Source organism: Streptomyces kryoterrae (assembly GCF_054072135.1).
Genome location: NZ_CM133358.1, coordinates 5,942,474 through 5,968,919 on the forward strand (window position 1 = coordinate 5,942,474; position 26,446 = coordinate 5,968,919).

21 protein-coding genes and 3 rRNA genes are annotated in these 26,446 nt (G+C 66.8%); 17 read left to right on the top strand and 7 right to left on the bottom strand.

Going from position 1 to position 26,446, the window contains the following annotated elements; genetic code table 11:
• Positions 1-54 precede the first annotated feature (54 nt).
• Positions 55-2,208 carry an outer membrane protein assembly factor BamB family protein gene (locus tag ACW4TU_RS26240; RefSeq protein WP_457417230.1) on the bottom strand — a complete coding sequence of 718 codons (2,154 nt, stop codon included), beginning with the start codon at positions 2,206-2,208 and terminating at the stop codon, positions 55-57.
• Positions 2,209-2,391: 183 nt separating this feature from the next.
• On the opposite strand from ACW4TU_RS26240, the gene ACW4TU_RS26245 reads away from it, so the two are divergent.
• Entirely contained in the window at positions 2,392-2,736 is a 345-nt protein-coding gene (locus ACW4TU_RS26245; protein WP_457417231.1) for an SH3 domain-containing protein, read from the top strand.
• 352 nt (positions 2,737-3,088) lie between these two features.
• Positions 3,089-3,871, top strand: coding sequence for a class I SAM-dependent methyltransferase (locus tag ACW4TU_RS26250; RefSeq protein ID WP_457417232.1), 783 nt, complete (start codon positions 3,089-3,091; stop codon positions 3,869-3,871).
• Positions 3,872-3,891: 20 nt separating this feature from the next.
• On the opposite strand, the gene ACW4TU_RS26255 is transcribed toward ACW4TU_RS26250, so the two are convergent.
• Entirely contained in the window at positions 3,892-4,188 is a 297-nt protein-coding gene (locus ACW4TU_RS26255) for a hypothetical protein (RefSeq protein WP_457417233.1), read from the bottom strand.
• Between the two features lie 10 nt (positions 4,189-4,198).
• Here ACW4TU_RS26255 and ACW4TU_RS26260 point away from each other — a divergent pair, with 10 nt between their 5' ends.
• From ACW4TU_RS26260 to proC, 3 genes are all read left to right on the top strand, one after another.
• On the top strand, positions 4,199-5,047 hold the full coding sequence (locus ACW4TU_RS26260; protein ID WP_457417234.1) for an ABC transporter ATP-binding protein: 849 nt from the start codon (positions 4,199-4,201) through the stop codon (positions 5,045-5,047).
• On the top strand, positions 5,044-5,832 hold the full coding sequence (locus tag ACW4TU_RS26265) for an ABC transporter permease (RefSeq protein ID WP_457417235.1): 789 nt from the start codon (positions 5,044-5,046) through the stop codon (positions 5,830-5,832). The genes ACW4TU_RS26260 and ACW4TU_RS26265 overlap by 4 nt, the downstream gene beginning before the upstream one ends.
• Before the next feature lie 249 nt (positions 5,833-6,081).
• A complete protein-coding gene (gene proC / locus ACW4TU_RS26270) occupies positions 6,082-6,894 on the top strand; it encodes a pyrroline-5-carboxylate reductase (RefSeq protein ID WP_457417236.1) in 813 nt (270 codons plus the stop codon).
• An 18-nt stretch (positions 6,895-6,912) separates the two neighbouring features.
• Here proC and trpS read toward each other — a convergent pair whose 3' ends face one another.
• Complete coding sequence (gene trpS, locus ACW4TU_RS26275) at positions 6,913-7,950, bottom strand: tryptophan--tRNA ligase (protein ID WP_457417237.1); 1,038 nt, start codon at positions 7,948-7,950, stop codon at positions 6,913-6,915.
• Positions 7,951-8,808: 858 nt separating this feature from the next.
• Between trpS and ACW4TU_RS26280 the strand changes: the two genes are divergently transcribed.
• From ACW4TU_RS26280 to ACW4TU_RS26310, 7 genes are all read left to right on the top strand, one after another.
• Positions 8,809-10,337: ribosomal RNA gene (locus tag ACW4TU_RS26280) — 16S ribosomal RNA — on the top strand.
• A gap of 316 nt (positions 10,338-10,653) precedes the next feature.
• Positions 10,654-13,777 (top strand): 23S ribosomal RNA (locus tag ACW4TU_RS26285).
• A 98-nt stretch (positions 13,778-13,875) separates the two neighbouring features.
• Positions 13,876-13,992, top strand: a 5S ribosomal RNA gene (gene rrf, locus ACW4TU_RS26290).
• The 16S, 23S and 5S rRNA genes sit together here, the layout of an rRNA operon.
• Before the next feature lie 83 nt (positions 13,993-14,075).
• Positions 14,076-14,720, top strand: a complete 645-nt coding sequence (locus ACW4TU_RS26295) for an HAD family hydrolase (protein WP_457417238.1) — start codon at positions 14,076-14,078, stop codon at positions 14,718-14,720.
• A 92-nt stretch (positions 14,721-14,812) separates the two neighbouring features.
• Positions 14,813-15,556 carry a VC0807 family protein gene (locus tag ACW4TU_RS26300; RefSeq protein WP_457417239.1) on the top strand — a complete coding sequence of 248 codons (744 nt, stop codon included), beginning with the start codon at positions 14,813-14,815 and terminating at the stop codon, positions 15,554-15,556.
• 93 nt (positions 15,557-15,649) lie between these two features.
• Positions 15,650-16,897, top strand: a complete 1,248-nt coding sequence (locus ACW4TU_RS26305; RefSeq protein WP_457417240.1) for an MFS transporter — start codon at positions 15,650-15,652, stop codon at positions 16,895-16,897.
• Positions 16,848-18,023: an acetoin utilization protein AcuC gene (locus ACW4TU_RS26310; RefSeq protein WP_457417241.1), complete on the top strand. Its 1,176-nt coding sequence runs from the start codon at positions 16,848-16,850 to the stop codon at positions 18,021-18,023. The genes ACW4TU_RS26305 and ACW4TU_RS26310 overlap by 50 nt, the downstream gene beginning before the upstream one ends.
• 36 nt (positions 18,024-18,059) lie before the next feature.
• On the opposite strand, the gene ACW4TU_RS26315 is transcribed toward ACW4TU_RS26310, so the two are convergent.
• Positions 18,060-18,503, bottom strand: coding sequence for a hypothetical protein (locus ACW4TU_RS26315; RefSeq protein WP_457417242.1), 444 nt, complete (start codon positions 18,501-18,503; stop codon positions 18,060-18,062).
• Positions 18,504-18,742: 239 nt separating this feature from the next.
• On the opposite strand from ACW4TU_RS26315, the gene ACW4TU_RS26320 reads away from it, so the two are divergent.
• From ACW4TU_RS26320 to ACW4TU_RS26340, 5 genes are all read left to right on the top strand, one after another.
• The gene (locus tag ACW4TU_RS26320; protein ID WP_457417243.1) at positions 18,743-19,558 is read left to right on the top strand and encodes a phosphatase; all 816 of its coding nucleotides are present in this window, start codon (positions 18,743-18,745) and stop codon (positions 19,556-19,558) included.
• 130 nt (positions 19,559-19,688) lie between these two features.
• Positions 19,689-19,901, top strand: a complete 213-nt coding sequence (locus ACW4TU_RS26325; protein ID WP_004984898.1) for a helix-turn-helix domain-containing protein — start codon at positions 19,689-19,691, stop codon at positions 19,899-19,901.
• A 172-nt stretch (positions 19,902-20,073) separates the two neighbouring features.
• Positions 20,074-20,172 (top strand): 30S ribosomal protein bS22, encoded by a 99-nt coding sequence (locus tag ACW4TU_RS26330; protein WP_003948845.1) that lies wholly within the window; start codon positions 20,074-20,076, stop codon positions 20,170-20,172.
• Between the two features lie 227 nt (positions 20,173-20,399).
• The gene (locus ACW4TU_RS26335) at positions 20,400-21,497 is read left to right on the top strand and encodes an NAD-dependent epimerase/dehydratase family protein (protein ID WP_457417244.1); all 1,098 of its coding nucleotides are present in this window, start codon (positions 20,400-20,402) and stop codon (positions 21,495-21,497) included.
• Between the two features lie 48 nt (positions 21,498-21,545).
• Complete coding sequence (locus ACW4TU_RS26340) at positions 21,546-22,652, top strand: lysophospholipid acyltransferase family protein (RefSeq protein ID WP_457417245.1); 1,107 nt, start codon at positions 21,546-21,548, stop codon at positions 22,650-22,652.
• A gap of 87 nt (positions 22,653-22,739) precedes the next feature.
• Here ACW4TU_RS26340 and ACW4TU_RS26345 read toward each other — a convergent pair whose 3' ends face one another.
• The 3 genes from ACW4TU_RS26345 to ACW4TU_RS26355 all read right to left on the bottom strand — a co-directional run bounded on the left by ACW4TU_RS26345 (position 22,740) and on the right by ACW4TU_RS26355 (position 26,408).
• A complete protein-coding gene (locus ACW4TU_RS26345; protein ID WP_457417246.1) occupies positions 22,740-24,047 on the bottom strand; it encodes a DUF5667 domain-containing protein in 1,308 nt (435 codons plus the stop codon).
• Positions 24,048-24,361: 314 nt separating this feature from the next.
• Positions 24,362-25,132 (bottom strand): ECF subfamily RNA polymerase sigma factor, BldN family, encoded by a 771-nt coding sequence (locus ACW4TU_RS26350; RefSeq protein WP_457417247.1) that lies wholly within the window; start codon positions 25,130-25,132, stop codon positions 24,362-24,364.
• Positions 25,133-25,463: 331 nt separating this feature from the next.
• A complete protein-coding gene (locus ACW4TU_RS26355) occupies positions 25,464-26,408 on the bottom strand; it encodes an HAD family hydrolase (protein ID WP_457417248.1) in 945 nt (314 codons plus the stop codon).
• Between the last annotated feature and the right edge of the window lie 38 nt (positions 26,409-26,446).

Below are 26,446 nucleotides of genomic sequence, written 5' to 3' on the forward strand. Positions count from 1 at the left end.
TGATCTTCCCGTACGGGCTTCAGGTGCCGTACTACGCGTCCCAGCCGGCCCGGGTCACCAGCCGGCCGGGTCGGCCGCGTCCACGGCGAAGACGGAACCGTCGGGAGCGCTCGCGTAGACCCGCCCGGCGGCGGCCACGGGGGCGGGCAGCGAGGCTGCGATGGTGTCCGAGGCCGGGTCGAGCCGCGGCGACGTCTGCCCCGCGAGCGTCCCCGTACGGGCGTCCACCGCGAGCAGCCGTCCGTCGGCGGCGGTGAAGTACACGTACCGCCCGTCCACGGTCGGCGCCGAGCCGAGACTCACGGACGTCTCCAGCCGCCACAGCTGCTTGCCCGCCTTCAGGTCCACGGCGATCAGCGCGCCCCCGGCGGCCAGCAGATAGACGGTGTTCCCGCGCACGACCCCATGGGCCCGCTGGAGTGGAACGCTCACCTCGACCTTGCGCGAGGCCCCGGTCGCCGGGTCGTAGTCGACGACGGCGACCGTGTCCCCGTACACGGTGTCGAGGGCGGCGAAGAAGACGGAGGCGCCCGCGGCGGTGGTGCCGATGGGCTTCAGCTGCCCGTTCAGCTTCTCCCGCCAGCGCACGTCACCGGTGCCCGGGTCCAGCGCGGCGACCCGGGTACTCGATCCGTCCTCGGCCGTGCTCGTGGCGTACGCGAGCTGGTCGCCGGCGAAGGAGAACAGCTGGGGGCCGCTCAGATCGGCGATCCGCCGGTTCCACTTGCTGTCGCCGGACGCGCTGTCGACGCCGGTGACCTTGCCGTCGGCGCCGGTGAGGAGGGTCATGCCGCCGGCGTATCCGAGGCCGACGCGGCCGGACACGGTCTCGTGCCAGCGGGTGTGGCCCGTTTTCGGATCGAGCGCCTCCAAGCGGGTGCCCTCGTCCAGCGGGGGGTGCACGAGCCCGCCCGACAGGACCGGTGGCCGGCTCGGAATGAGGGTGGCGTCGATCGTGTGCCGCCACAGGATGCTGCCGTCGGCGGGGTCGATGGCGGAGACGAGGCCCTTCTGGGCGCAGAACAACTTCCCGCCACCGTACGAGCATTGGGGCATACCGGCGGTGCCACCGGTGCCCGGCCGCACCGCCCAGGCCCGGAAACCGGCAGCGGCGGCCGTCGTACCGGTACCGGTCCCGGAGGAACGGTCCGTGGGCCGGGCGGCTGTCGGATCACCGCCGAACGCCTGCACCGAGGCGAAGACGCACCCGGCGGCGAGGACGAGGGCGCCCGCGGCGAGGAGGACGCGCCTGCGCAGCCGCCGCCGGTCCGAACGCTCGTCGGACGAAAGGGAGTTGGGGTCAGGGGGAGCGGGAGCGGAGGAAGCCTGGGATGGGCTGTCGCGCCCCTCCTCAGGCACGAACGACTGGGTGTCGTACGAGGCGGCGACCGACCGGAGCTCCCGCATCAGCTCGTCCGGGGTCGGCCGGTCCTCGGGCTCCTTGGCGAGGCAACCCAGCACCAGCGGGGCGAGGTTCTCCGGTACGCCGGTCAAGTCGGGTTCGTCGTGCACGACTTGGTAGGCGACGACATACGGACTGTCGGAGTCGAACGGCCCGCGCCCGGTCGACGCGTGCACCATCACCGACCCCAGGGCGAAGATGTCGGCGGCGGGCCCCACCTCGCGAGGCCGCCGGAACTGCTCCGGCGCCATGAACGGCGGAGTGCCGATCAACTTGCCTGTCTCGGTGTGCAGTTCGCTGTCCTTCGGCCGAGAAATGCCGAAGTCGATGACCTTCGGACCGTCCTCGGCGAGCAGTACGTTGCTCGGTTTCAGATCCCGGTGGACGACCCCCACCCGGTGGATGTCCCGCAGTGCCTCGGCGAGTCCGGCCATCAGCCGCCGCAACTGCCCGGCGTTCATCGACCCGTTCCGCTTCACCTCTTCGGCAAGGGTCGGCCCGGGGATGAACAGGGTGGCCATCCAAGGCCGTTCGGCGTCGGGGTCGGCATCGACGACGGGCGCGGTGAAGGCACCGCTGACGCGCCGGGCGGCGGCGATCTCCTGCCGGAACCGTCCCCTGAACTCGGGGTCCTCGGCGAACTCGCCGTGTACGACCTTGACGGCGAGCTTCATCCCGGAGGTACTCCGGGCCAGGTGCACCACGCCCATGCCGCCGGAACCCAGCCGTGACTCCAGACGGTACTGACCGGCGTACTCCGGATATTCCGCTTCCGCGCCGGTTCCGGAGTTCCGCTGTGGCGTCATGGACTCACCCCGTGCTGTTCGACCGCGCGCTCGACGCACGGAGCCTAGTCGATGAGGGATACGGGACAGAGGCGGCGTGCTGACGTCGGTGTACGAGTTCCGTACATGTGTTTCGTGGCGTGTTTTAGGGGTATCACCCGGACCCCATGGCAGTCATGGGGGTCCAACGGGGGAGGTTTTTTCATGTCCACAGACAACATCGGGGCGAGAACGGCCGGCGAGGCCACGGAGCTGACGCTCACCACAGCGGCAGCCGCGACCGCGGCGGCGACCACGTCCGTCCGCTACTACTCGGTCGCCCCGGGCTACCGCCTCAACGTCCGCAGCGGCCCCGGCACCGGCTACACGATCATCCGCGTACTGGCCGAGGGCGCCAAGATCCCGATCTACTGCCAGCGCCCCGGCGAGGCCATAGCCGGTCCGTACGGCACGTCGAACATCTGGGACAACATCGACAACGGCGAGTACGTCTCGGACGCGTACGTCCTGACGGGCAGCGACGGCTACGTAGCGGCGCACTGCTCCTGAGCCAGGCGCCCAGCCGGGCACCGGCATTCGGTGCCGGTGCCCGGCCGGCGATAGTCGAACGGTGAGCGACGGCAAGACCGGAACGAGGGGCAGGGCAGGTAAGCCAGGTACGACAGGCGACGCCCGGACACACCTGGGGAACCTTCACCACAGGGGCGGACTATTTCAGCCTGTCCGGCGTTTGAGGACGAGGCCCTTCAGGGCCGGGGGGTCTGGGGGCGCAGCCCCCAGGAACGGGATGGGACGGGTAGGGGCGGCGGGGGCGAAACAACCCCACCCCAGCCCCCTCCACTCCCCCCAACTCTTCGCCAAACCCACTCCCCCCACGAACACCCCCCACCACCATGTCCACATGACGGCCTCGCCCCAACCCCCCATCCAACCCCCCACCCCCTCCCGAGCCACCTCCTTCAACACCGCCGCAGCCCAATACGCCCAGAACCGCCCTTCCTATCCCCCCGCCCTCCTCGACGCCATAGAACACCTGGCCGCCCACCCCCTCCCCGGCTCCCGCGTCGCAGACATCGGCGCCGGCACGGGCATATCGACCGCCCTCCTCCACGCCCGCGGCGCCCAGGTGATCGCCGTGGAACCCGGCGACGGCATGGCAGCCCAGTTCCGCCGCACCCTCCCCGACGTCCCGATCGTCCGAGGCAACGGCAACGCCCTCCCCCTGGCCGACTCCTCCGTCGACTTCCTCACCTACGCCCAGTCCTGGCACTGGACCGACCCGGACCACGCCGTCCCGGAGGCCCTCCGCGTCCTGCGCCCAGGCGGCGCACTCGCCCTGTGGTGGAACACGTACGCCCTGGACGTCCCCTGGATCGCGGCCCAGGCGAACCGCGTCAAGTACTTCTTCGGCGTCGATGTGGCAGTGGAGCAGAACAACGCCTCCGGCCGCGCCGCGGACCCCTCCGGCCGCCTGGACTTCGCCCGCCGCCGGCTCCGCTGGAGCCGCCACGTCCCGATCGACACCCACCTGGCCAACATCGGCAGCCACTCGGCCTTCCTGGTCCACGACAAGGAGGACGCCACAGCCTTCCTGGCCGAGGAACGCAACCTCCTCCTCAAGCTCTTCCCGGCCGAAACGCTCGAGGAGACCTACGAGGTAGACCTGCTGGTAGCCAAAACCTGAGCCACCTCCACCCCCACCACTCACCGCATGCCCCCGTGCGGCGGCCCACCCCTCCTGGGCCGCCGCACACGCATGACCCGCATACCCACCACGTCCAGGGTCTCCGGGGCATCCAGCAACTCGGGCAACCGCAAGAACGTCGTACGCCCGAGCGCACTCGCGGGCGTGTTCACGTCACCCATGACGCACACCTGCCCGGCGGCCGGCCGCACACCGAGCACTTCCAGCTCGTACGCCCGTACGGCCTCGTCCGCGAGCACGTTGAGCCCGCCGCCGGCCCGCTCAACGCACTTGACGCACCCCCGGACCGAGAGCATTATTCATCACATGATGAATTACAGCGATCCTCCCCCGGGAGGAGCCGTCCAGTCCACCCAATCCACCCAATCCGTACAGGACAGGTCCGCACAGGACGGGCAAGCCGTACAAGCCGAAGCCCTCACCGTCGAACGAGGCACCCGCAAAGTCCTGCGCGGCCTCGACTTCACCGTCCCGCGCGGCCAGATCACCGGCCTGCTCGGCCCCTCGGGCTGCGGAAAGTCGACCCTCATGCGGGCGATCGTCGGCACCCAGGCCAAGGTCACCGGCACCCTGGACGTCCTCGGCCACCCCGCCGGCCACGCCACCCTCCGTACCCGCATCGGCTACGTGACCCAGGCCCCCTCGGTCTACGACGACCTGACGGTCCGCCAGAACCTGGCCTACTTCGCCGCGATCCTCGACCCCGGCCGCGCAGCCGCCGACCGCCGCCACGAGAACGTCAGCCGCGCCATCTCCGACGTGGACCTCACCACCCGTGCCGACGCCCTCGCGGGCAACCTCTCCGGTGGCCAACGCAGCCGCGTCTCCCTGGCGGTGGCCCTCCTCGGCACCCCTGAACTCCTGGTCCTGGACGAGCCGACGGTGGGCCTGGACCCCGTCCTCCGCCGCGACCTGTGGGCCCTCTTCCACACCATCGCGGCCACCCGGGGAGCGACGCTCCTCATCTCCTCCCACGTCATGGACGAGGCCGAACGCTGCCACCGCCTCCTCCTCATGCGCGACGGCGAACTCCTCGCCGACGACACCCCGGACGCCCTCCGCACCCGCACGGCGACGGAGACGGTGGAAGCGGCGTTCCTGCGCCTGGTGGACGAAGCGAAGAAGCCGACGACAAAGAAGGAACAGACCCAGTGACCACCGCGCCCATCACCTCGGCCCCTACCCCGACCTCCACCTCGGCCCTGAACGCCTCCCGAACCACGGCCACCGCGATCCGGGTCCTGGCGCAACTCCGGCACGACCCACGCACCATCGCGATGCTGATCGTGCTCCCGAGCCTGCTCCTGTTCCTGCTCCGCTACGTCTTCGACGGCAGCGCGCGCACGTTCGACGGCATCGGCGCATCGCTCCTCGGGATCTTCCCCCTCATCACGATGTTCCTGGTGACCTCGATCGCCACCCTGCGCGAACGCACCTCGGGCACCCTCGAACGCCTCCTCGCCCTGCCCCTCGGCAAAGGCGACCTCATCGCCGGCTACGCCCTGGCCTTCGGGATCCTCGCGATCATCCAGTCGGCCCTGGCCACCGGCCTGGCGGTCTGGTTCCTGGGCCTGGACGTGACGGGCTCCCCCTGGCTGCTCCTCCTGGTGGCCCTGCTGGACGCCCTGCTGGGCACCGCCCTGGGCCTCTTCGTGTCGGCCTTCGCGTCGTCGGAGTTCCAGGCGGTCCAGTTCATGCCGGCGGTGATCTTCCCCCAACTCCTCCTCTGCGGCCTCTTCACCCCCCGCTCGAACATGCACCCGGTCCTGGAAGCGATCTCCGACGTCCTCCCCATGTCCTACGCGGTGGACGGCATGAACGAGGTCCTCACCCACACGGACGTCACAGCCACCTTCGTACGAGACATCCTGATCGTCGCGACCTGCGCCCTACTGGTCCTGACCCTCGGCGCGGCAACCCTCCGCCGCCGAACCCAGTGACGACACCTCTTCAGCCCAGGTCCAGGCACCTCCAGCCGGTCTGGGGGTCCCCCCTCTGGGGGAGTTTGAGGACGAGGCCCCTTCAGGGCCGAAGCGGGGGTCTGGGGGCGCAGCCCCCAGGAACAGGATGGGACGGGTAGGGACGGCGGGGGCGAAGAAACATCCCGCCCACCGGACACCCACCCCACCCACCCGCCCCCGATGCGAGGATGACCCCGGACGACGCAACCCCCGGAGGGCACCGCAACCATGACCCAGAAAGTCGCAGTCCTCGGCACCGGCAAAATCGGCGAAGCCCTGCTCAGCGGAATGATCCGAGCAGGCTGGGCCCCGGCCGACCTCCTGGTCACCGCCCGCCGCCCGGAACGAGCCGAAGAACTCCGCACCCGCTACGGAGTGATCCCGGTCACCAATCCCGAGGCAGCGAAGACCGCCGACACCCTGATCCTCACGGTCAAACCGCAGGACATGGGCACCCTCCTCGACGAACTCGCCCCCCACGTCCCCGCCGACCGCCTGGTCATCAGCGGAGCCGCAGGCATCACCACGACCTCCATCGAGACCCGCCTCACCACCGGCACCCCGGTCGTCCGCGTCATGACGAACACCCCGGCGCTCGTCGACGAGGCCATGTCCGTCATCTCCGCCGGCAGCCACGCCACCGCCGAACACCTGGCCCACGCCGAGGAGATCTTCGGCGCCGTCGGCAAGACACTCCGCGTCCCCGAGTCCCAGCAGGACGCGTGCACCGCACTCTCCGGCTCCGGCCCGGCGTACTTCTTCTACCTGGTCGAGGCCATGACGGACGCCGGCATCCTGCTCGGCCTGCCTCGTGACAAGGCCCACGACCTGATCGTCCAGTCCGCGATCGGCGCCGCAGTGATGCTCCGCGACAGCGGCGAACACCCGGTGAAGCTCCGCGAGAACGTCACGTCTCCCGCGGGCACCACCATCAGCGCCATCCGCGAACTCGAGAACCACGGCGTACGAGCCGCCCTCATCGCCGCCCTCGAAGCCGCCCGCGACCGCAGCCGAGCCCTGGCCGCCGGCAACACCAACTGAAGCCGGCCACCACCGCGCCTACCGGCCCATGGCCACCTCGACCTCGACCGCGACCTCGGGCTGCGCAGGCAGCAGCCCGATCGCACGGTAAGCGGCATCAACGGTCGGCCGCGCGATCGCCCGCGCTCTCTCCGCCCCGTCCCGCAGCACCCCCTCCACAAAGGCGGGATCCGCGCACAACTCCCTGTGCCGGTCCCGCAGGGGCCTGAGAACCTCGACCACGGCCTCCGCGACGTCCTTTTTCACCTCCCCGTACGACTGATACACAGCACCCAGCTCCGCCGGGTCCCCACCAGTGCAGGCCGCCAGAATCTCCAGCAGATTCGCGACCCCCGGCCGCGCCTCCGGGTCGTACTCGACGTCACGCCCGCTGTCGGTCACGGCCCGCATGACCTTCTTCCGCACCACGTCGGGCTCATCGAGCAGATAGACGATCCCCGGCCCGACGTCCTCGCTCTTCCCCATCTTCGACGTCGGCTCCTGAAGATTCATGACCCGAGCACCCACCGCCGGCCGTGTGGCCCGCGGCACCACGAACGTGTGCCCGTACCGCTGGTTGAACCGCACCGCCAGATCCCGGGTCAGCTCGACATGCTGCGTCTGATCGTCCCCGACGGGCACCTCGTCGGCCCCGTACGCCAGGATGTCCGCCGCCATCAGCACGGGATACGTCAGCAACGACAGCCGCACACTCCCACCCCGCGCCCGCTCCCGTGCCGCCTTCTCCCTGTACTGGATCATCCGGCGCATCTCCCCGTCGGAGGCGACGCACTCCAGCACGTACGACAGCCGCGTGTGCTCGTCCACATGACTCTGCACGAAGACGGTGCACAGCTCCGGATCGAGCCCCGAGGCCAGCAGCAGGGTGGCCGCCTGCCGACTGAGCCGGCGTACGCGCGCGGGATCGTGGTCCACGGTCAGCGCGTGCAGATCGACGATGCAGAACAGGGAGTCCGCCCGGTGCTGGTCCACCGCGGCCCACCGCCGCATGGCCCCCAGGTAGTTCCCCAGGGTCAGATGCCCGGTCGGCTTGATCCCACTGAAGACCCGTGTCATCTCTTCTCCACCTCCTGGTCGAGACCACCGCATCCGGCCGGCCGACCCCCTCAGGAGGGAGAAACAAGAACGGCCGCCGAGGCGGCGGCCGTTGAGTACATACGTGTGTACGGCCGCCGTCAGGCGGCCCACCACTGCTGGGTGCACGTACGCGTAGTCACACCCACAAGACTACGCAGCCCGGGCCCCCTCCGACACCGAGTTGACACGCCCCAGGCCCGTACGTAGTGTTCTCCGAGTTGTTCGACGTGAGCGCCGACCCCGGTCGGTCCCCGGACAGCCATTCCGCAGGTACCAAGCAACGGTCGACGACCTGTCGTCGCGCCGGTGGCATGTCATTCGGCATGCGTATTTGTGAAATGAGGAATCCGCGTTCGAAAGGGCGCACCCCCCGATTAGCTCGGGAGGCAGGGAATCCGCTAAAGTCTCACTCGTCGGAACGGCCCAACAGCCGGGAAGACAAGCCCCGCTGACTGGGAATCAGGCCCGAAACGGTCTGGTAGAGTCGGAGTCGCCGGAAAGGGAAACGCGAAAGCGGAAACCTGGAAAGCGCCGAGGAAATCGGATACGGAAACGGTCTGGTAGAGTCGGAAACGCAAGACCGAAGGGAAACTGCCCGGAGGAAAGCCCGAGAGGGTGAGTACGAAGGAAGCGTCCGTTCCTTGAGAACTCAACAGCGTGCCAAAAATCAACGCCAAGTTTGTTGATACCCCGGCTCACAGAATGTTCTGTGGGTTGAGGTTCCTTTGAAGTAGTAAACACAGCGAGGACGCTGTGAACGGTCGGGCTTATTCCGCTTGACTGTTCCGCTCTCGTGGTGTGGCCCGCAGTCTTTAATTAGACGCAGCCGGGTTGACATTCACGGAGAGTTTGATCCTGGCTCAGGACGAACGCTGGCGGCGTGCTTAACACATGCAAGTCGAACGATGAACCCGCTTCGGTGGGGGATTAGTGGCGAACGGGTGAGTAACACGTGGGCAATCTGCCCTTCACTCTGGGACAAGCCCTGGAAACGGGGTCTAATACCGGATAATACTCCTGCAGGCATCTGTGGGGGTTAAAAGCTCCGGCGGTGAAGGATGAGCCCGCGGCCTATCAGCTTGTTGGTGAGGTAGTGGCTCACCAAGGCGACGACGGGTAGCCGGCCTGAGAGGGCGACCGGCCACACTGGGACTGAGACACGGCCCAGACTCCTACGGGAGGCAGCAGTGGGGAATATTGCACAATGGGCGAAAGCCTGATGCAGCGACGCCGCGTGAGGGATGACGGCCTTCGGGTTGTAAACCTCTTTCAGCAGGGAAGAAGCGAAAGTGACGGTACCTGCAGAAGAAGCGCCGGCTAACTACGTGCCAGCAGCCGCGGTAATACGTAGGGCGCAAGCGTTGTCCGGAATTATTGGGCGTAAAGAGCTCGTAGGCGGTCTGTCGCGTCGGATGTGAAAGCCCGGGGCTTAACCCCGGGTCTGCATTCGATACGGGCAGACTAGAGTGTGGTAGGGGAGATCGGAATTCCTGGTGTAGCGGTGAAATGCGCAGATATCAGGAGGAACACCGGTGGCGAAGGCGGATCTCTGGGCCATTACTGACGCTGAGGAGCGAAAGCGTGGGGAGCGAACAGGATTAGATACCCTGGTAGTCCACGCCGTAAACGGTGGGAACTAGGTGTTGGCGACATTCCACGTCGTCGGTGCCGCAGCTAACGCATTAAGTTCCCCGCCTGGGGAGTACGGCCGCAAGGCTAAAACTCAAAGGAATTGACGGGGGCCCGCACAAGCAGCGGAGCATGTGGCTTAATTCGACGCAACGCGAAGAACCTTACCAAGGCTTGACATACGCCGGAAAGCATCAGAGATGGTGCCCCCCTTGTGGTCGGTGTACAGGTGGTGCATGGCTGTCGTCAGCTCGTGTCGTGAGATGTTGGGTTAAGTCCCGCAACGAGCGCAACCCTTGTTCTGTGTTGCCAGCATGCCCTTCGGGGTGATGGGGACTCACAGGAGACTGCCGGGGTCAACTCGGAGGAAGGTGGGGACGACGTCAAGTCATCATGCCCCTTATGTCTTGGGCTGCACACGTGCTACAATGGCCGGTACAATGAGCTGCGATGCCGTGAGGCGGAGCGAATCTCAAAAAGCCGGTCTCAGTTCGGATTGGGGTCTGCAACTCGACCCCATGAAGTCGGAGTTGCTAGTAATCGCAGATCAGCATTGCTGCGGTGAATACGTTCCCGGGCCTTGTACACACCGCCCGTCACGTCACGAAAGTCGGTAACACCCGAAGCCGGTGGCCCAACCCCTCACGGGGAGGGAGCTGTCGAAGGTGGGACTGGCGATTGGGACGAAGTCGTAACAAGGTAGCCGTACCGGAAGGTGCGGCTGGATCACCTCCTTTCTAAGGAGCATCTAGGCCGCCAAGCTCGCTTGGTGGTCCAGGGCCATTACGTCGGCATCTGTCCGACGGTGGTTGCTCATGGGTGGAACGTTGATTATTCGGCATCTTCAGTCATCTCAGGCTGTGAGTACTGTCCTTCGGGGCGTGGAAAGCTGATCTGAGTGGTGGGAGGGCCGGGCACGCTGTTGGGTGTCTGAGGGTACGGCCGGCTTGTCTGGTCGCCTTCAGTGCCGGCCCCAGTGAACTCGCCTGTAAGGGTGGGGTGGTGGGTGGTTGGTCGTTGTTTGAGAACTGCACAGTGGACGCGAGCATCTGTGGCCAAGTTTTTAAGGGCGCACGGTGGATGCCTTGGCACCAGGAACCGATGAAGGACGTGGGAGGCCACGATAGTCCCCGGGGAGTCGTCAACCAGGCTTTGATCCGGGGGTTTCCGAATGGGGAAACCCGGCAGTCGTCATGGGCTGTCACCCACATCTGAACACATAGGGTGTGTGGAGGGAACGCGGGGAAGTGAAACATCTCAGTACCCGCAGGAAGAGAAAACAACCGTGATTCCGGGAGTAGTGGCGAGCGAAACCGGATGAGGCCAAACCGTATGCGTGTGAGACCCGGCAGGGGTTGCGTATACGGGGTTGTGGGATCTCTCTTTCATGGTCTGCCGGCCGTGAGACGAGTCAGAAACCGTTGATGTAGGCGAAGGACATGCGAAAGGTCCGGCGTAGAGGGTAAGACCCCCGTAGTCGAAACATCAACGGCTCGTTTGAGAGACACCCAAGTAGCACGGGGCCCGAGAAATCCCGTGTGAATCTGGCGGGACCACCCGTTAAGCCTAAATATTCCCTGGTGACCGATAGCGGATAGTACCGTGAGGGAATGGTGAAAAGTACCGCGGGAGCGGAGTGAAATAGTACCTGAAACCGTGTGCCTACAAGCCGTGGGAGCGTCGCTCATCAAGTTTACTTGGTGGGTCGTGACTGCGTGCCTTTTGAAGAATGAGCCTGCGAGTTTGCGGTGTGTTGCGAGGTTAACCCGTGTGGGGAAGCCGTAGCGAAAGCGAGTCCGAATAGGGCGTTTTAGTAGCGCGCTCAAGACCCGAAGCGGAGTGATCTAGCCATGGGCAGGTTGAAGCGGAGGTAAGACTTCGTGGAGGACCGAACCCACCAGGGTTGAAAACCTGGGGGATGACCTGTGGTTAGGGGTGAAAGGCCAATCAAACTCCGTGATAGCTGGTTCTCCCCGAAATGCATTTAGGTGCAGCGTCGTGTGTTTCTTGCCGGAGGTAGAGCACTGGATAGGCGATGGGCCCTACCGGGTTACTGACCTTAGCCAAACTCCGAATGCCGGTAAGTGAGAGCACGGCAGTGAGACTGTGGGGGATAAGCTCCATGGTCGAGAGGGAAACAGCCCAGAGCATCGACTAAGGCCCCTAAGCGTACGCTAAGTGGGAAAGGATGTGGAGTCGCACAGACAACCAGGAGGTTGGCTTAGAAGCAGCCACCCTTGAAAGAGTGCGTAATAGCTCACTGGTCTAGTGATTCCGCGCCGACAATGTAGCGGGGCTCAAGCGTACCGCCGAAGTCGTGTCATTTCAGCATATACGCCCAACGGCGGCTGGGATGGGTAGGGGAGCGTCGTGTGCCGGGTGAAGCCGCAGCGGAAGCTAGTGGTGGACGGTTCACGAGTGAGAATGCAGGCATGAGTAGCGATACACACGTGGGAAACGTGTGCGCCGATTGACTAAGGGTTCCTGGGTCAAGCTGATCTGCCCAGGGTAAGTCGGGACCTAAGGCGAGGCCGACAGGCGTAGTCGATGGATAACCGGTTGATATTCCGGTACCCGCTGTGAAGCGTCAAACATTGAACCAGGCGATGCTAAGTCCGTGAAGCCGCCCCGGAGCCTTCGGGCAAGGGGGAGTGGTGGAGCCGACGGACCAGATCTGCAGTAGGTGAGTGATGGGGTGACGCAGGAAGGTAGTCCATCCCGGGCGGTGGTAGTCCCGGGGTAAGGGTGTAGGCCGTGTGACAGGTAAATCCGTCGCACATCAAGGCTGAGACCTGATGCCGAGCCGATTGTGGTGAAGTGGATGATCCTATGCTGTCGAGAAAAGCCTCTAGCGAGTTTCATGGCGGCCCGTACCCTAAACCGACTCAGGTGGTCAGGTAGAGAATACCGAGGCGTTCGGGTGAACTATGGTTAAGGAACTCGGCAAAATGCCCCCGTAACTTCGGGAGAAGGGGGGCCATCACTGGTGAGAGGATTTACTCCTCGAGCTGGGGGTGGCCGCAGAGACCAGCGAGAAGCGACTGTTTACTAAAAACACAGGTCCGTGCGAAGCCGTAAGGCGATGTATACGGACTGACGCCTGCCCGGTGCTGGAACGTTAAGGGGACCGGTTAGTGCACCTTCGGGTGTGCGAGGCTGAGAACTTAAGCGCCAGTAAACGGCGGTGGTAACTATAACCATCCTAAGGTAGCGAAATTCCTTGTCGGGTAAGTTCCGACCTGCACGAATGGCGTAACGACTTCTCGACTGTCTCAACCATAGGCCCGGTGAAATTGCACTACGAGTAAAGATGCTCGTTTCGCGCAGCAGGACGGAAAGACCCCGGGACCTTTACTATAGTTTGATATTGGTGTTCGGTTCGGCTTGTGTAGGATAGCTGGGAGACTTTGAAGCGGGCACGCCAGTGTTTGTGGAGTCGTCGTTGAAATACCAGTCTGGTCGTGCTGGATGTCTAACCTGGGTCCGTGATCCGGATCAGGGACAGTGTCTGATGGGTAGTTTAACTGGGGCGGTTGCCTCCTAAAGAGTAACGGAGGCGCCCAAAGGTTCCCTCAGCCTGGTTGGCAATCAGGTGTTGAGTGTAAGTGCACAAGGGAGCTTGACTGTGAGACCGACGGGTCGAGCAGGGACGAAAGTCGGGACTAGTGATCCGGCGGTGGCTTGTGGAAGCGCCGTCGCTCAACGGATAAAAGGTACCCCGGGGATAACAGGCTGATCTTCCCCAAGAGTCCATATCGACGGGATGGTTTGGCACCTCGATGTCGGCTCGTCGCATCCTGGGGCTGGAGTCGGTCCCAAGGGTTGGGCTGTTCGCCCATTAAAGCGGTACGCGAGCTGGGTTTAGAACGTCGTGAGACAGTTCGGTCCCTATCCGCTGCGCGCGCAGGAACATTGAGAAGGGCTGTCCCTAGTACGAGAGGACCGGGACGGACGAACCTCTGGTGTGCCAGTTGTCCTGCCAAGGGCATGGCTGGTTGGCTACGTTCGGGAGGGATAACCGCTGAAAGCATCTAAGCGGGAAGCCTGCTTCGAGATGAGTGTTCCCACCCACTAGATGGGGTAAGGCTCCCAGTAGACGACTGGGTTGATAGGCCAGATCTGGAAGCCCGGTAACGGGTGGAGGTGACTGGTACTAATAGGCCGAGGGCTTGTCCTCAGTTGCTCGCGTCCACTGTGTTGGTTCTGAAACCACGAACAACCCCACCCCTTTGTCTGGTCACGGGGGTGGTGCGGTTGATATGTGTTTCACCGTGTTTCGGTGGTCATAGCGTGAGGGAAACGCCCGGTTACATTCCGAACCCGGAAGCTAAGCCTCACAGCGCCGATGGTACTGCAGGGGGGACCCTGTGGGAGAGTAGGACACCGCCGAACAAATATTACGAAAAGCCCTGTACCGGGTTCACCGGTACAGGGCTTTTCTGCGTTTCCGGTCATCTGTCATTTAAGGTCCGGTTATGCGCTATGACCTTGTCATCTTCGACAACGACGGTGTTCTCGTCGACAGTGAGTCGATCTCCAACACGCTCCTGGCCGCCTATCTCACCGAACTCGGACATCCGACCTCGTACGAGGACTCCCTGCGCGACTACATGGGGTCCGCCATGCACCGCGTACACGATCTGGTGGAGGAGCGGAGTGGGCGGCGGTTGCCGGACGACTTCGATGACGTCTTTCACGGTCGGGTGTTCGCTGCCTTCGAGCGGGAGCTGCAGCCGGTGGCCGGCGTCGTCGACGTGCTGGAGAAGTTGCGGGCTGACGGAGTGCCGTACTGCGTGGCTTCCTCCGGGAGTCATGAGCGGATTCGGGTGGGGCATCGGACTACCGGGCTCGAGCGGTGGTTCGACGGTGGGCGGGTTTTCAGTGCGGAGGATGTGGGGCGGGGTAAGCCGGCGCCCGATCTGTTTCTGTATGCGGCGGAGCGCATGGGCGTGGCGGCTGAGCGGTGTGTCGTGGTGGAGGACAGTCCGTTGGGGGTGCGGGCAGCTGTTGCGGCCGGGATGGACGTGTTCGGGTTCACTGCCATGACTCCGGCCGATCGGCTGGTCGGGGCCACTCAACTCTTCGGCAGCATGGGCGAGTTGGCTGACCTGGTGGTTTGAGGCTGGGCACGGGCGGCGGCTGACAATTGTCATCCCTGGGTCTGGACGATCGTTTCTGGTGGCGGGGTGGGGGTGACCGCCAGGCTTGAGGCATGACAACAGTGAAGACGAACTCGGCCTCCCTTCGCCGGAGCCTTCTGCCCCTGGTCCTCGACGTGGCGGTTCCCGTCGGGTCGTACTACGTGTTCAGGAACGGGTTCGGGATGAGTGCCGTCGCCGCGCTCGGGTGGAGCAGTGCCGTTCCCGCGGTGCGGACCGGGTGGAGTGTGGTGCGGGGGCGGGCGGTCAACGCGATGGCCGTGCTCATCCTCGTGGTCAATGTGGTGGGGGTGCTGCTCAGTTTCGTCGCCGGGGATGCGCGGCTGATGCTCCTGAAGGACAGCGGGGTCAGCAGCGTCATCGGGATCGGGGTGCTGGTGTCGGTCCGGCTGGGGCGGCCGATGATGACCGAGGGGATGAAGCCGTTCCTCGTCAGGGGAGATGCCGAGCGTGCTGCCGCCTGGGAGCGGTTGGTCTCCCGGTCCATGCGGTTTCGGCGGGCCGAGCGGACCTTCTCGGTGGTGTGGGGTGTGGCCCTGCTGGGGGAGTGCGTCGCGCGGATCGTGGGGGTTTATGTCCTCCCCGTCGACACCATGGTCTGGCTCGGCACCCTCGTGATGGTCGGGGCGATGGTGGTCGCCGTTCTCGTCGGCGGTGCGCTTGCCGTGGATCCCATGAAGGGGATGCTCCGAGATGAGGTCGCCCGGTATCGCGATCGCGGCAGCGATGTCATCGTGGCTGGAATTGGCGCCGGTATCGGTACCGGTTGTGCCGGTGTCGTCGCTCAGAGTGCATAGTGGGGCGTTGTTCATGGGTGAGATCAAAGGTGAGCGGAATTCATCTTCGGAATCATCTACCCACGAGTAAGCCGGGGCCCTACGCTCGCCGCCATGACAGATGTGCTGCGGCGCGGCAGGGCCTCGCTTGCGTTCAGCTTTTTTGCCCAGGGCGCTGCCTTCGCGCTGCTCGTGACGCGGATCCCGGCCATCCAGGACCGGTACGGCATTTCCGACGCGTTGCTGCCCCTCTTCCTCGCCGCTGTGCCGGTGCTGGCCGGGGTCGGCAGTGTGTGCGCCGAGCAGTTGGTCAAGCGGGTGCCCCCCAGCCTCGTACTGAGGTGGTCGCAGCCCGTCGTACTCCTCGCGCTGCTCGGAGTCGGCGCCGGGGACCATGTGGCCGAGGTCGCTGTGGCCCTGGGGGCGTTCGGGCTGGCCGTCGGTGGGCTCGACGCCTCGATGAACATGCTCGGGGTGAGTCTGCAGCGGGCGTACGGGCGCAGCATCATGCTCGGGTTCCACGCGGCGTTCAGCCTGGGCGGGATCATCGGGGCCTCGCTGGCCTGGGTGGGCGCGCACTGGCATCTCGCCCTCTTCGTGTCCTATCTGCCGGTGGTGGCCGTGATGTTGCCGGCCGCGCTGATCGGTAGCCGGTGGTACGTCGACGCGAGGGACGGGGGAGGGGCGGAGGCGAAGTCCGGTTCGGGGCCGGCCGACGCGGTGCCTGAGGGGGCCGACTCCGGTGCTCTCGTGTTCAGGATGCTGCTGCCGCTGTGCCTGGTGATGACCTTCGCGTACATCGGGGACTCGACCGTCTCCAACTGGAGTGCGAAGTATCTGCAGGACGTGCTCGGGAGTTCGGAGCAGCTCGCGACCGTTCCGTACAACGTGTACATGGTCACCACGCTCATCGGGCGGACCATCGGCGACGTCGGCGTACGGAAGTTCGGGGCTGTGGCCGTCGTACGGGCCGGTGCGCTGGTGGCCGCGCTCGGGTTCGGTGTGGTGGCCGTGGCGCCGGGAGCGTGGGTCGGGATGCTCGGGTTCACGTTGCTGGGGCTCGGGTTGTGTGTGATCGTGCCGCAGACCTTCGCCGCTGCCGGACGCTTGTTCCCCGGGGCTTCGGATGCCGCCGTCGCGCGGCTCAACATCTTCAACTATGTGGGTTTCTTGGTCGGTTCGCCCCTGGTGGGGGCTTTGGGTGATCTGTGGAGCTACCGGGGGGCGATGCTCGTTCCGATGGTGCTTGTCCTGGTGACGTTGAGGTACGCGAGGTCGTTCGATCCTGGACCTGCCCGATACGGTGACAAGCATGAGCGGCCGCGCACAGCTGATGTGGGACGAGGCAGTAACGGGGTATGACTTCGGTCCGGACCACCCGATGGATCCGGTCCGGCTCGCCCTGACCCGGCGACTCGTCGACGCCTTCGGGCTCGACCGGGAAATGGACGTGGTCTCGGCGAAGCCCGCCGGGGAGTCGACCCTGCGGCTTGTGCACCGTGAGGACTACATCGAGGCGGTCAAGGCGGCCTCCGCCGATCCGGGGGCGGCCGACCCGGCGTACGGGCTCGGGACCGTCGACGATCCCGCCTTCGCCGGGATGCACGAGGTGTCCGCGTTGATCGCGGGGCAGTCGGTGGGCGCCGCCGAGGCCGTGTGGCGCGGGGAAGCGCTGCACGCCGTCAACTTCGCGGGTGGCCTGCACCATGCGATGCCCGGGGGCGCGTCCGGGTTCTGCATCTACAACGACGCCTCGCTGGCCATCGCCCGGCTGCTGGAGCTGGGGGCCGAGCGGGTCGCGTACGTGGATGTGGACGTGCATCACGGGGACGGGGTCCAGGCCGCGTTCTGGGAGGACCCGCGGGTTCTGACGATCTCGCTGCACGAGCATCCGCGCACGCTGTTCCCGCAGACCGGGTGGCCCGAGGAGACAGGGGCGGAGGGCCCGGCGGAGGGGAGTGCCGCCAACGTGGCGCTGCCCGCCGGGACCGGGGACGCCGGGTGGCTGCGGGCCTTTCACGCGGTCGTGCCCGAGCTGATCGCCGACTTCCGGCCGCAGGTGCTGGTCACTCAGCACGGGGCCGACACCCACTTCGAGGATCCGCTCGCGCATCTCGCCGTGTCGTTGGACGCGCAGCGGGCGGTGCAGGTCGCCTGTCACGACCTGGCGCACGAGTACGCCGACGGGAAGTGGATCGCCCTGGGCGGGGGCGGATACGCGGTGGTGGAGGTCGTACCTCGGTCCTGGACACACCTGGTGGCGATCGCGGCGGGGCGGGCCGTCGAACCCACGGCCGTGATCCCGGAGGGGTGGCGGCAGGAAGTGTTCGCGCGTACGCGGCAGTTGGCGCCGGCGCGGATGACGGACGGGCGGTGGCCGGTGGCCTACGCCGACTGGGAGTCGGGCTACGACCCCGCCGACCGCCTCGACCAGGCGGTCGTGGCGGCCCGGCGGGCCGTGTTCCCGCTGCGTGGGCTGCTGGCGTAGCCGACCAGGGGGTCGACCACGCCGGCAACCGTCGGATCAGCTGCAGAGACCGTGCTCCGAGTTGTAGTAGATGTCGATCGAGCCGCTCCAGGTCAGGCACTGACCGGGGTCCGGGGCGTACTTGTACACCGGGCCCGCGTAGCTGGTGTAGGAGCCCGAGTCCCTGGCCTCACCACTGCTGTACGGCCAGGTGTCGAGCGTGACCTCCATGAAGACGCGGGCGCCCGGGCTGGTGCGCACGGTGACCGCGCACACCTTGCCGGCGATGCTGTTGTAGGTCACGAACGTGGTGGCGAGGATGGTGGACTGGGACGAGCGGATCGGCGTGGCCTGCAAGACGTCGTAGCCCTTGCCACAGGCGCCGTTGTAGGCGGTGGGCGTGGCGGCGGACGCCGGTGCCGCGGTGGCGACCGTGCCGCCGAGTGCGGCGAGAGCGGCGAGTGCCGCGGTGGCGGTGGCCGTACGACGGGACAGCTTCATGGTGTTCCCCCTGTAGTGATGGTCGGTGTGCGGTCCGTGGCTGCCGGTGGTCGGCCGGCTGCCGCCGTGCACATGAGGTGAGACCCGGGAACCCGTACGACAGTTGTGGTCGTTTCCGTCACTGTTCCGTCACCGGTGTAACAGCCCGCCCGGGGGGAGGTTCGCGGCGTTACGCCAACTGTGCGGTGTTTTCGGCATTCCCGTCGTGCCCGGTGCCGCCGTCCGCCACCATCACTCCCGTGTTGAGTGCCGGGGCGTTGCGTGCCCATCTCCTGGCCGCCCGGCTCGCCGGGCCCGTGGCCACCTCGCGGGAGGAGAGTCTGCGGAGTTATCGGCTTTTCGCCGCCCGTGATCCCCGGGTGCTGATCGGACTCGATCCCGAACGGACATGGCGGCAACGGGATCTGCTCGGTCTGATGGCCGACAGATGTGGGGTTTCGGCCGATCCGCGGTGCACTTCCGGATGTGATGTGATCGACCCGGAGCGGACGCTGGTGGCCCTCGACGCATTCGCCGAGCGACTCTCCGCAGCCGCCCGGCGCCGGGCTCCCGTACTCCTGGGCACCGGTCACCCGCACCGACTGCTCGGTTTCTACGCCGCGTTGGCGGACGCTCTGTCGGCGGCGGGATGTGCTGTTCTCACCCCAGCGCAGGGTAGCTCTGTCGACATAACGACCCGGTTCGGTCTACGCACGTACAACCTTGACTACGTACGAGGAGTCGCGCTCGTACGGGAACCGGGTGCTGGGGCCGCCGGGCGTGAGCCGGGCGCACACACGCACTCTCCCCTCCCGGTTCGGACGGCTCTGACGGCCGCCGCAGAGGCCGGCGGGATGCTCCCGGAGCTGGTGATCGGGGACCACGGATGGGTCTGCGGTGCAGGTCAACTGGGGTTCGAGGCCATGGGGCTGGCCGATACGGACGATCCCGCGCTCTTCGTCGGAGAGGCCGAGGGGCGCGTGTCCGTCGTCGTTCCACTTGATGACGCCGTGCGGTCCGATTACTACCGGCCGCTTACCCGCTACGTACTCAATCGGGCGTGTCTGTCACAGTAGGCCGCCGATGGGTGCACCTCTTCCCCACTCGCATCACCCGCCCCTACATTGGGGAGTGAGCACGCAACGACGAAGAGTCACCGGAAGGGGAAGCCGGTGGCCAGTCGAGTGCGGAAGGTTCAGGTGTGTCATGGCTGCAGCTGGCGAGAGGCCTCTGAACGAGGTTCAGTTCCTGACCGTGGCGGAAGTCGCCTCGGTGATGCGAGTGTCGAAGATGACCGTGTACCGGTTGGTGCACAGCGGTCATCTGCCCGCGATTCGGGTGGGGCGGTCCTTCCGCGTCCCCGAGCAAGCGGTTCACGAGTACCTCCGCGAGAGCTATGTGGGGGTGGAGACAGCCTGACGGCGGTCGAGGGGGGCGGATGGGGACCCTCAGGGCTTTACCGGGTCCCCCTTGATCTCGTTGATTCCCCTCGATTACGACCTCAGCGCTCGGACGGGTAGGCTGGCCCCTTGTAGGTCGTATGGGCCCATGGCGCCCAACGCCGAGTGATGAGAAGTGAGCGAGGGTAGTCGTGGGCTCTGTTATCAAGAAGCGGCGCAAGCGGATGGCCAAGAAGAAGCACCGCAAGCTGCTGAAGCGCACGCGCGTCCAGCGTCGCAACAAGAAGTAGTCGGTCCGATCGCGAGATCGGAACCGCTGCCTCTCCGCGACGCTGCGAAAGCGTGAGCGTGAGTGTGAGTGTGAAGGCTGTGGCCCCCCACCGGATTCCGGTGGGGGGCCACAGTCGTACATTCAGGGTCCTCGTGACTTCATGCATCGGGCAGTCATCACAGCGCAACAACAACCCGCTAGGTTGGGCTGCACACGGGAAACACGGCTGGAAGGAAGGCGCTGATCTTGGGCAAGGTCGTGCTCGTGACCGGAGTGGCCCGTCAGCTGGGGGGCCGGTTCGTACGACGGATCCAGCGTGACCCCCAGGTCGACCGGGTCATCGCCGTGGACGCGGTCGCCCCCGAGCACCATCTGGGTGGCGCCGACTTCATCCAGGCCGACATCCGGCAGCCCACCATCGCGCGGGTGCTCGCCGAGACGAACGCCGACACGGTCGTGCACCTGGACGTGACGGGCATCGCGCTGGGCAGCGGCAGCCGGGTCACGGTCAAGGAGACCAACGTCATCGGCACCATGCAGTTGCTGGGTGCCTGTCAGAAGTCGCCCGCCGTGAAGCGGCTCGTCGTGAAGTCCAGTACGAACGTGTACGGCTCCGCGCCCCGGGATCCGGCGGTGTTCACCGAGACCACGTCGCCCAAGTCGCTGCCCAGCGGCGGCTTCGCCAAGGACGCGGTGGAGGTCGAGGGGTACGTACGCGGGTTCGCGCGGCGCCGGCCCGACGTCGCCGTGGCGGTGCTGCGCTTCGCCAACATCCTGGGGCCGACCGCGGATTCACCGCTGGCCCAGTACTTCGCGATGCCGGTCCTGCCGACGGTGTTCGGCTACGACCCCCGGCTCCAGTTCGTGCACGAGGACGACGTGATCGAGGTCCTGCGCATCGCCTCGCACGAACCGGAGCGCGGAACGCTCAACAGCGGCACGTTCAACATCGCCGGGGACGGCGTCCTGCTGCTCTCGCAGTGCTCCCGGCGGCTCGGTCGCCCCACCGTGCCGCTGCTGCTGCCCGCGGTCACCTGGGCCGGCTCGCTTGTGCGTACGCTGGGCGTGACGGACTTCTCGCCCGAACAGATCCGGCTGCTCACACACGGCCGGGTCGTGGCGACGAACCAGATGCGCGAGACTCTGGGATACCAGCCGAAGTTCACGACCGCCGAGACGTTCGAGGACTTCGCGCGCGTCCGAGGTCCCGGTCTGCTGCCGCCGGCGGCCCTCGCGCGGGCCGTCGACCGGATCGCCGCACTGCCCTTCGCACCCTTCAAGGGCAGGGGCGGCGCCCGCGACACGGCCACCCCAACGGTCACGACAGCTGCCGAAGCGACCTGACGGCGACAGCCCACCGACGCAGAGCGCCAACCGAGGAGCGCATCAACGATGGCGGATGCCAAGGTCATTCCGTTCGACGACGACAGGTCCCGCACGGGCGCCGCCCCGCGGCCTTCGCGTCGCCGGAGCGCGGGGAGCGGCCGGCGCAAGGGCGAATCGGCGGTGATTCGCGAGGTCCAGCCCCTGCCGGGACGGGCCCGCCCGCAGGATGATGTTCAGGTGACACAAGAGCAACAGCCGCCCCAGGAGTCGCAGGAGTCCCAGGACCAGCCTGGGCATCAGTCCCCGTCGTCCGCCCCGGACGGCGGTGGCGTCGGCGGCCTGGAGCGGCGTATCGCGGGCGGCCTGTCCTTCCTGCGGCGCCGGCTCACCGGGGACTACGAGGTCGACGACTTCGGCTACGACGCCGAGCTCACCGACCAGGTCCTGATGTCGCTGGTGCGCCCGCTGTACGAGAAGTACTTCCGGGTCGAGGTCAAGGGCATCGAGAACATCCCGGCCGAGGGCGGCGCGCTGATCGTCGCCAACCACTCCGGGACGCTGCCGCTGGACGGCGTGATGATGCAGGTCGCCGTGCACGACAACCATCCGGCGGGCCGCCATCTCCGGCTTCTCGCGGCGGACCTGGTCTTCATGCTCCCGGTGATCAACGAACTGGCCCGCAAGGCCGGTCACACCCTGGCCTGTGCCGAGGACGCGGAACGGCTCCTGGAGCGCGGCGAACTGGTCGGTGTGATGCCGGAGGGCTTCAAGGGCATCGGCAAGCCGTTCAGCGAGCGGTACAAGCTGCAGCGCTTCGGGCGTGGCGGCTTCGTGTCGACGGCACTGCGGCAGGGCGCGCCGATCATCCCGTGCTCGATCGTCGGGGCCGAGGAGATCTACCCGATGATCGGCAACGCGAAGACGCTGGCCCGGGTGCTCGGCTTCCCGTACTTCCCGATCACTCCGACGTTTCCGTTGCTGGGTCCGCTGGGTGCGATTCCGCTGCCCACGAAGTGGACCATCCAGTTCGGCGAGCCGATCCGCACGGACGGCTATCCGCCGGAGGCGGCCGAGGACCCGATGCTGATGTTCAACCTGACCGACCAGGTCAGGGAACAGATCCAGCACACCCTCTACAAGCTGCTGGTGCAGCGGCGGTCGGTCTTTTTCTGACGCCGGTTCGTTTTCGGCAGATGCCTGTACGTCGGTGGGGGCGCCCTTCACAGGAAGGGCGCCCCCACCGACGTACGGTCGACCGTGCTAGCCGGCGTCCTCGCTGTCGATGCCCAGGCCGGGCAGCAGGCCCGGGAGGAGCGGTGGGAGCGTGACGTCCGGCTCGGTGGTGGACGGGGTGGTCGTCGACGGGGACGCCGTGCCGCTGTTCTGCGGCGGGTCGAGGAGGCCCCCGGTGTTGCCGCCGAGCAGGCCGTCGTCGGTGCCGCCGGAGGCGGACGGCTTGGGGTTGCCGCTGCTGGGGTCGCGCCCGTCGGAGGATTCGCCGCCGGTGTCGCTGGGCGCGGCCGGCCGGTCGGCACCGGACGAACTCGTGCTCGACCCCGGTGCGGAGCCCTGCCGTTGACCCCCGCCGCCACCCGCATCGCCGCCGCTTCGGGCGGGAGGCTTCGGGAGCAGGGACTGCAGCGGGGCGACCTCTTGGTCTATGGCGTCGAAGACCGACGACACCTCCTGGCTCACGTCCCCGAGTTGCACGGGGAGGCGGTCGCGCAGGGCGCCCCAGGCCTCGCGGTGGGAGCGGGAGAAGGCGTCCAGGGCCTGGATGGGGCCCAGGGAGTCCGGGTCGCGCTGATACGCCTCGTGCAGCAGGCGGTGGCCCTCCGAGACGTCGTGCCGCATACCCGAGAGGGCGCGGCGGATCTCGCCGAGCGACTCGTGGTCGAGCTGACCGGCGCGGTCGCGCTCCATCAGCCGACGGGCCTCGTTGAGCCGGGTCGAGGCCTGGTCGAGGTAGACCTGACCGCGTTCGCTGTCGCCGTCGGCCAGGTAGTTGAGCTTGACGTCCTCGATGCCGCGCTTGAGGCCGTAGAGCGAGTCACCGGGCAGGGCGTCGGAACTGGCAGCGGCGACGCCGCCGAAGGCTCCCGCGGCCACACCCACGCTGAGCCCGCCGGCGGCGAGACCCTTCGTCAGCCGTGTACGGGGTCGCAACTTTCCCAGCCCGCTCGCCCGGTGTGCGCCCTTGGCCCGGGAGCGCTGCTCGGGCACCAAAGGGTTCGCCGTTTCGCCTCCCGGCACCGTGCCGTCCCGCAGCATGGCCTCCATCGCGGCCACCAACTGGGCCCGGTGGACGACCTTGACCGCGGGGTCGAGCACCGGCTTGGGCAGCTCGCCGAGACCGGTCGCGAGGGCCACCAGTCGGCTCGGTTCGGTCCGTTCCGCCCGGTGGTCCGTCTGGTGGTCCGCCCGTTCCGCGGCAGCCGGGGCCGGTTCCGGTGCGGTGTCCGGTGCCGGTCCTTCGGGCTGTTCGGCCGCCGAGTCCCGGTCGGACAGCTCCTCCAGGGCCTGGGCGAAGGCGTTCGCCCGCCGGTGCGCCGAAACGTTCGCGATCACTGGCGGCACCTCCTCTCGTCATGACGGTCGGCTCCCCAGGGGGTCCTGAGGGTTGCACGTCCCTGACCACATCCACTCGATCGGGTGATCGGAGAGGGCCAGGGAGTGACCACAGGGAGCCTGTATCCCGCACAACGAGTGGCGCGGCACTTGGGTTACGGACGGCGGATGATCGGACCGCGAACTCAACGCACTTTCACGGAAGGTGAGTTGATGGTCGCTGAGTGTGCGGTCCCCGGGCAGGCGGAAGCGGGGCCGGTCCGCGGTGTGGCGCGTGGTGCGGTGTGGCGTGCGCGGAGTACCTCTTACGGTGCTCAGCGCGCGTCTTCCGGGAGGAGCCGGGCGAGTGTACGGACGGCGCGGTACTGGAGGGTCTTGATGGCACCCTCGTTCTTGCCCATCACGCGCGCGGTCTCGGCGACGGACAGCCCCTGGAGGAAGCGCAGGGTCACGCACTCCTGCTGCTGGGGGTTGAGGCGTCGTACGGCGTCGAGGAGTGCGGCGTTCGAGAGGGACTCCAGGACGGAGTCCTCCGGTGAACGCGCGACCTCGTTGGCGTCCAGCATCTCGCCCGTGGTCACCTCGAGCCGGAAACGGCTGGACTTGAAGTGGTCGGCGACGAGGTTGCGGGCGATGGTGACCAGCCAGGCGCCGAAGTCGCGGCCCTGCCAGGTGAAGGTTCCGATGCGGCGCAGGGCGCGCAGGAACGTCTCGCTCGTCAGGTCCTCCGCGGTGGCCTTTCCGCCCACCCGGTAGTAGATGTACCGGTACACAGTGTCGCTGTACTGGTCGTAAAGGCGGCCGAAGGCGTCGGCCTCACCGGCCTGGGCACGCTCGACAAGGTCCATCATGCGGGCGCTGTCGCTGTCCGCGGCGGGGCGGCGAGGGGGGGCGGCGCCGGCCGCGCGCCCTCGTCGGCCGACCGCGGCGGTGCCGTCGGCCAGCGCGTAGCACGGGCCGAGTGGTGCGGCGGTGGCGAATACGGGTACGGCGTACGCGGTGGGGACGAAGCCGCGCAACAGGTCTAGGACCGTTGCGCGCAGCGTAGCCAGGCCCGAGGCGTCAACCCCGACGTGTGGGTACACGGGACTCCCAGAGGCAGAGCTTCCATCACGTGCAGTGCGGGACCGTTCACCCGTCGTAGCGACGGAGGGGTACCGGTTTGCGTCTGAGGAGAATAACGCTTCGTACAGGCGCTGCTACACCCGGTTGCTCAAATCATCGATTACGTCGCTTCTGTTACCTATTGGCGCCCGTTCAAGTGCCGCAGTGTGACAGGTTGTTGATCGATTCAGGTCGAGTTGAGCTCTGCTCAGGGCGCGTTGTGGCTGTGTACGGCCAACGCGACTGGTGGAGGGGTTACGGGGGTAATCCGGGGCGAATGATTGTTTCTCGGCCCTGAAGGAGCCTCGCGGGTCAGCGGCGGCGGCGGTGCAGGGCGATGGCTGCCGCTGTGCCGCCGGCCACCGCTCCCACGCCGGCCGCCGCCGGGATGCCGACCTTCGCCGCCTTGCGGGCGGTGCGGTAGTCCCGTAGGCGCCAGTCCAGGTGGCGGGCGTGCTTGCGGAGCTTGGCGTCCGGGTTGATCGCGTAGGGGTGGCCCACCAGGGAGAGCATGGGGATGTCGTTGTGCGAGTCGCTGTACGCCGCGCAACGCGTGAGGTCCAGGTCCTCCGCCGTCGCCAGGGCGCGTACCGCCTCCGCCTTGGCCGGGCCGTGCAGGGGTTCGCCCACCAGCTTGCCCGTGTACACGCCGTCCACCGACTCCGCGACCGTGCCCAGGGCGCCGGTCAGGCCGAGGCGGCGGGCGATGACCGTGGCGATCTCGACCGGGGCCGCCGTCACCAGCCACACCTTCTGGCCGGCGTCCAGGTGCGCCTGGGCCAGTGCGCGGGTGCCCGGCCAGATGCGTTCGGCCATGTACTCGTCGTAGATCTCCTCGCCGATCGACATCAGCTCGGCGACACGGTGGCCCTTGACGATGGAGAGGGCGGAGTCCCGGGCGTCCTGCATGTGCTCGGGGTCCTCGATACCGGCCAGCCTGAACCACGCCTGCTGCCAGGCGAACCGGTAGAGATCGCGGGACTCGAAGAACTTCCGTTTGTACAGACCCCGGCCGAAGTGGAAGATCGCGGCGCCCTGCATCACGGTGTTGTCGAGGTCGAAGAAGGCGGCGGCCCTGACGTCCCCGAGGACGGGGAACGCCGGTTCCTCCGCCTCGCCCGACAGATCCGGCGCAGGCGTCAGTTCCTCCAGCTCCTGGGAGGACTTGCGCGCTGCCTCAGCAGAGGCCTCGCCTGCCAACACGCTCCGCGCCGTGGCGGAGCGCCTACGGGGAGTGAGCCATCCGAGAGCGGCCATGGCGTGAGCATAGCCAGTTTGTTCGGTGCTTCCGGAGT

What these genes read in the sequence shown, in the direction of transcription:
- trpS (WP_457417237.1), bottom strand. Translation starts at nt 7,950, where the DNA reads ATGACACGGGTCTTCAGTGGGATCAAGCCGACCGGGCATCTGACCCTG.
- ACW4TU_RS26260 (WP_457417234.1), top strand. Translation starts at nt 4,199, where the DNA reads ATGATGAATTACAGCGATCCTCCCCCGGGAGGAGCCGTCCAGTCCACC.
- ACW4TU_RS26245 (WP_457417231.1), top strand. Translation starts at nt 2,392, where the DNA reads ATGTCCACAGACAACATCGGGGCGAGAACGGCCGGCGAGGCCACGGAG.
- ACW4TU_RS26355 (WP_457417248.1), bottom strand. Translation starts at nt 26,408, where the DNA reads ATGGCCGCTCTCGGATGGCTCACTCCCCGTAGGCGCTCCGCCACGGCG.
- ACW4TU_RS26325 (WP_004984898.1), top strand. Translation starts at nt 19,689, where the DNA reads ATGGCTGCAGCTGGCGAGAGGCCTCTGAACGAGGTTCAGTTCCTGACC.
- proC (WP_457417236.1), top strand. Translation starts at nt 6,082, where the DNA reads ATGACCCAGAAAGTCGCAGTCCTCGGCACCGGCAAAATCGGCGAAGCC.
- ACW4TU_RS26315 (WP_457417242.1), bottom strand. Translation starts at nt 18,503, where the DNA reads ATGAAGCTGTCCCGTCGTACGGCCACCGCCACCGCGGCACTCGCCGCT.
- ACW4TU_RS26255 (WP_457417233.1), bottom strand. Translation starts at nt 4,188, where the DNA reads ATGCTCTCGGTCCGGGGGTGCGTCAAGTGCGTTGAGCGGGCCGGCGGC.
- ACW4TU_RS26305 (WP_457417240.1), top strand. Translation starts at nt 15,650, where the DNA reads ATGACAGATGTGCTGCGGCGCGGCAGGGCCTCGCTTGCGTTCAGCTTT.
- ACW4TU_RS26340 (WP_457417245.1), top strand. Translation starts at nt 21,546, where the DNA reads ATGGCGGATGCCAAGGTCATTCCGTTCGACGACGACAGGTCCCGCACG.
- ACW4TU_RS26310 (WP_457417241.1), top strand. Translation starts at nt 16,848, where the DNA reads ATGAGCGGCCGCGCACAGCTGATGTGGGACGAGGCAGTAACGGGGTAT.
- ACW4TU_RS26240 (WP_457417230.1), bottom strand. Translation starts at nt 2,208, where the DNA reads ATGACGCCACAGCGGAACTCCGGAACCGGCGCGGAAGCGGAATATCCG.
- ACW4TU_RS26300 (WP_457417239.1), top strand. Translation starts at nt 14,813, where the DNA reads ATGACAACAGTGAAGACGAACTCGGCCTCCCTTCGCCGGAGCCTTCTG.
- ACW4TU_RS26295 (WP_457417238.1), top strand. Translation starts at nt 14,076, where the DNA reads ATGCGCTATGACCTTGTCATCTTCGACAACGACGGTGTTCTCGTCGAC.
- ACW4TU_RS26250 (WP_457417232.1), top strand. Translation starts at nt 3,089, where the DNA reads ATGACGGCCTCGCCCCAACCCCCCATCCAACCCCCCACCCCCTCCCGA.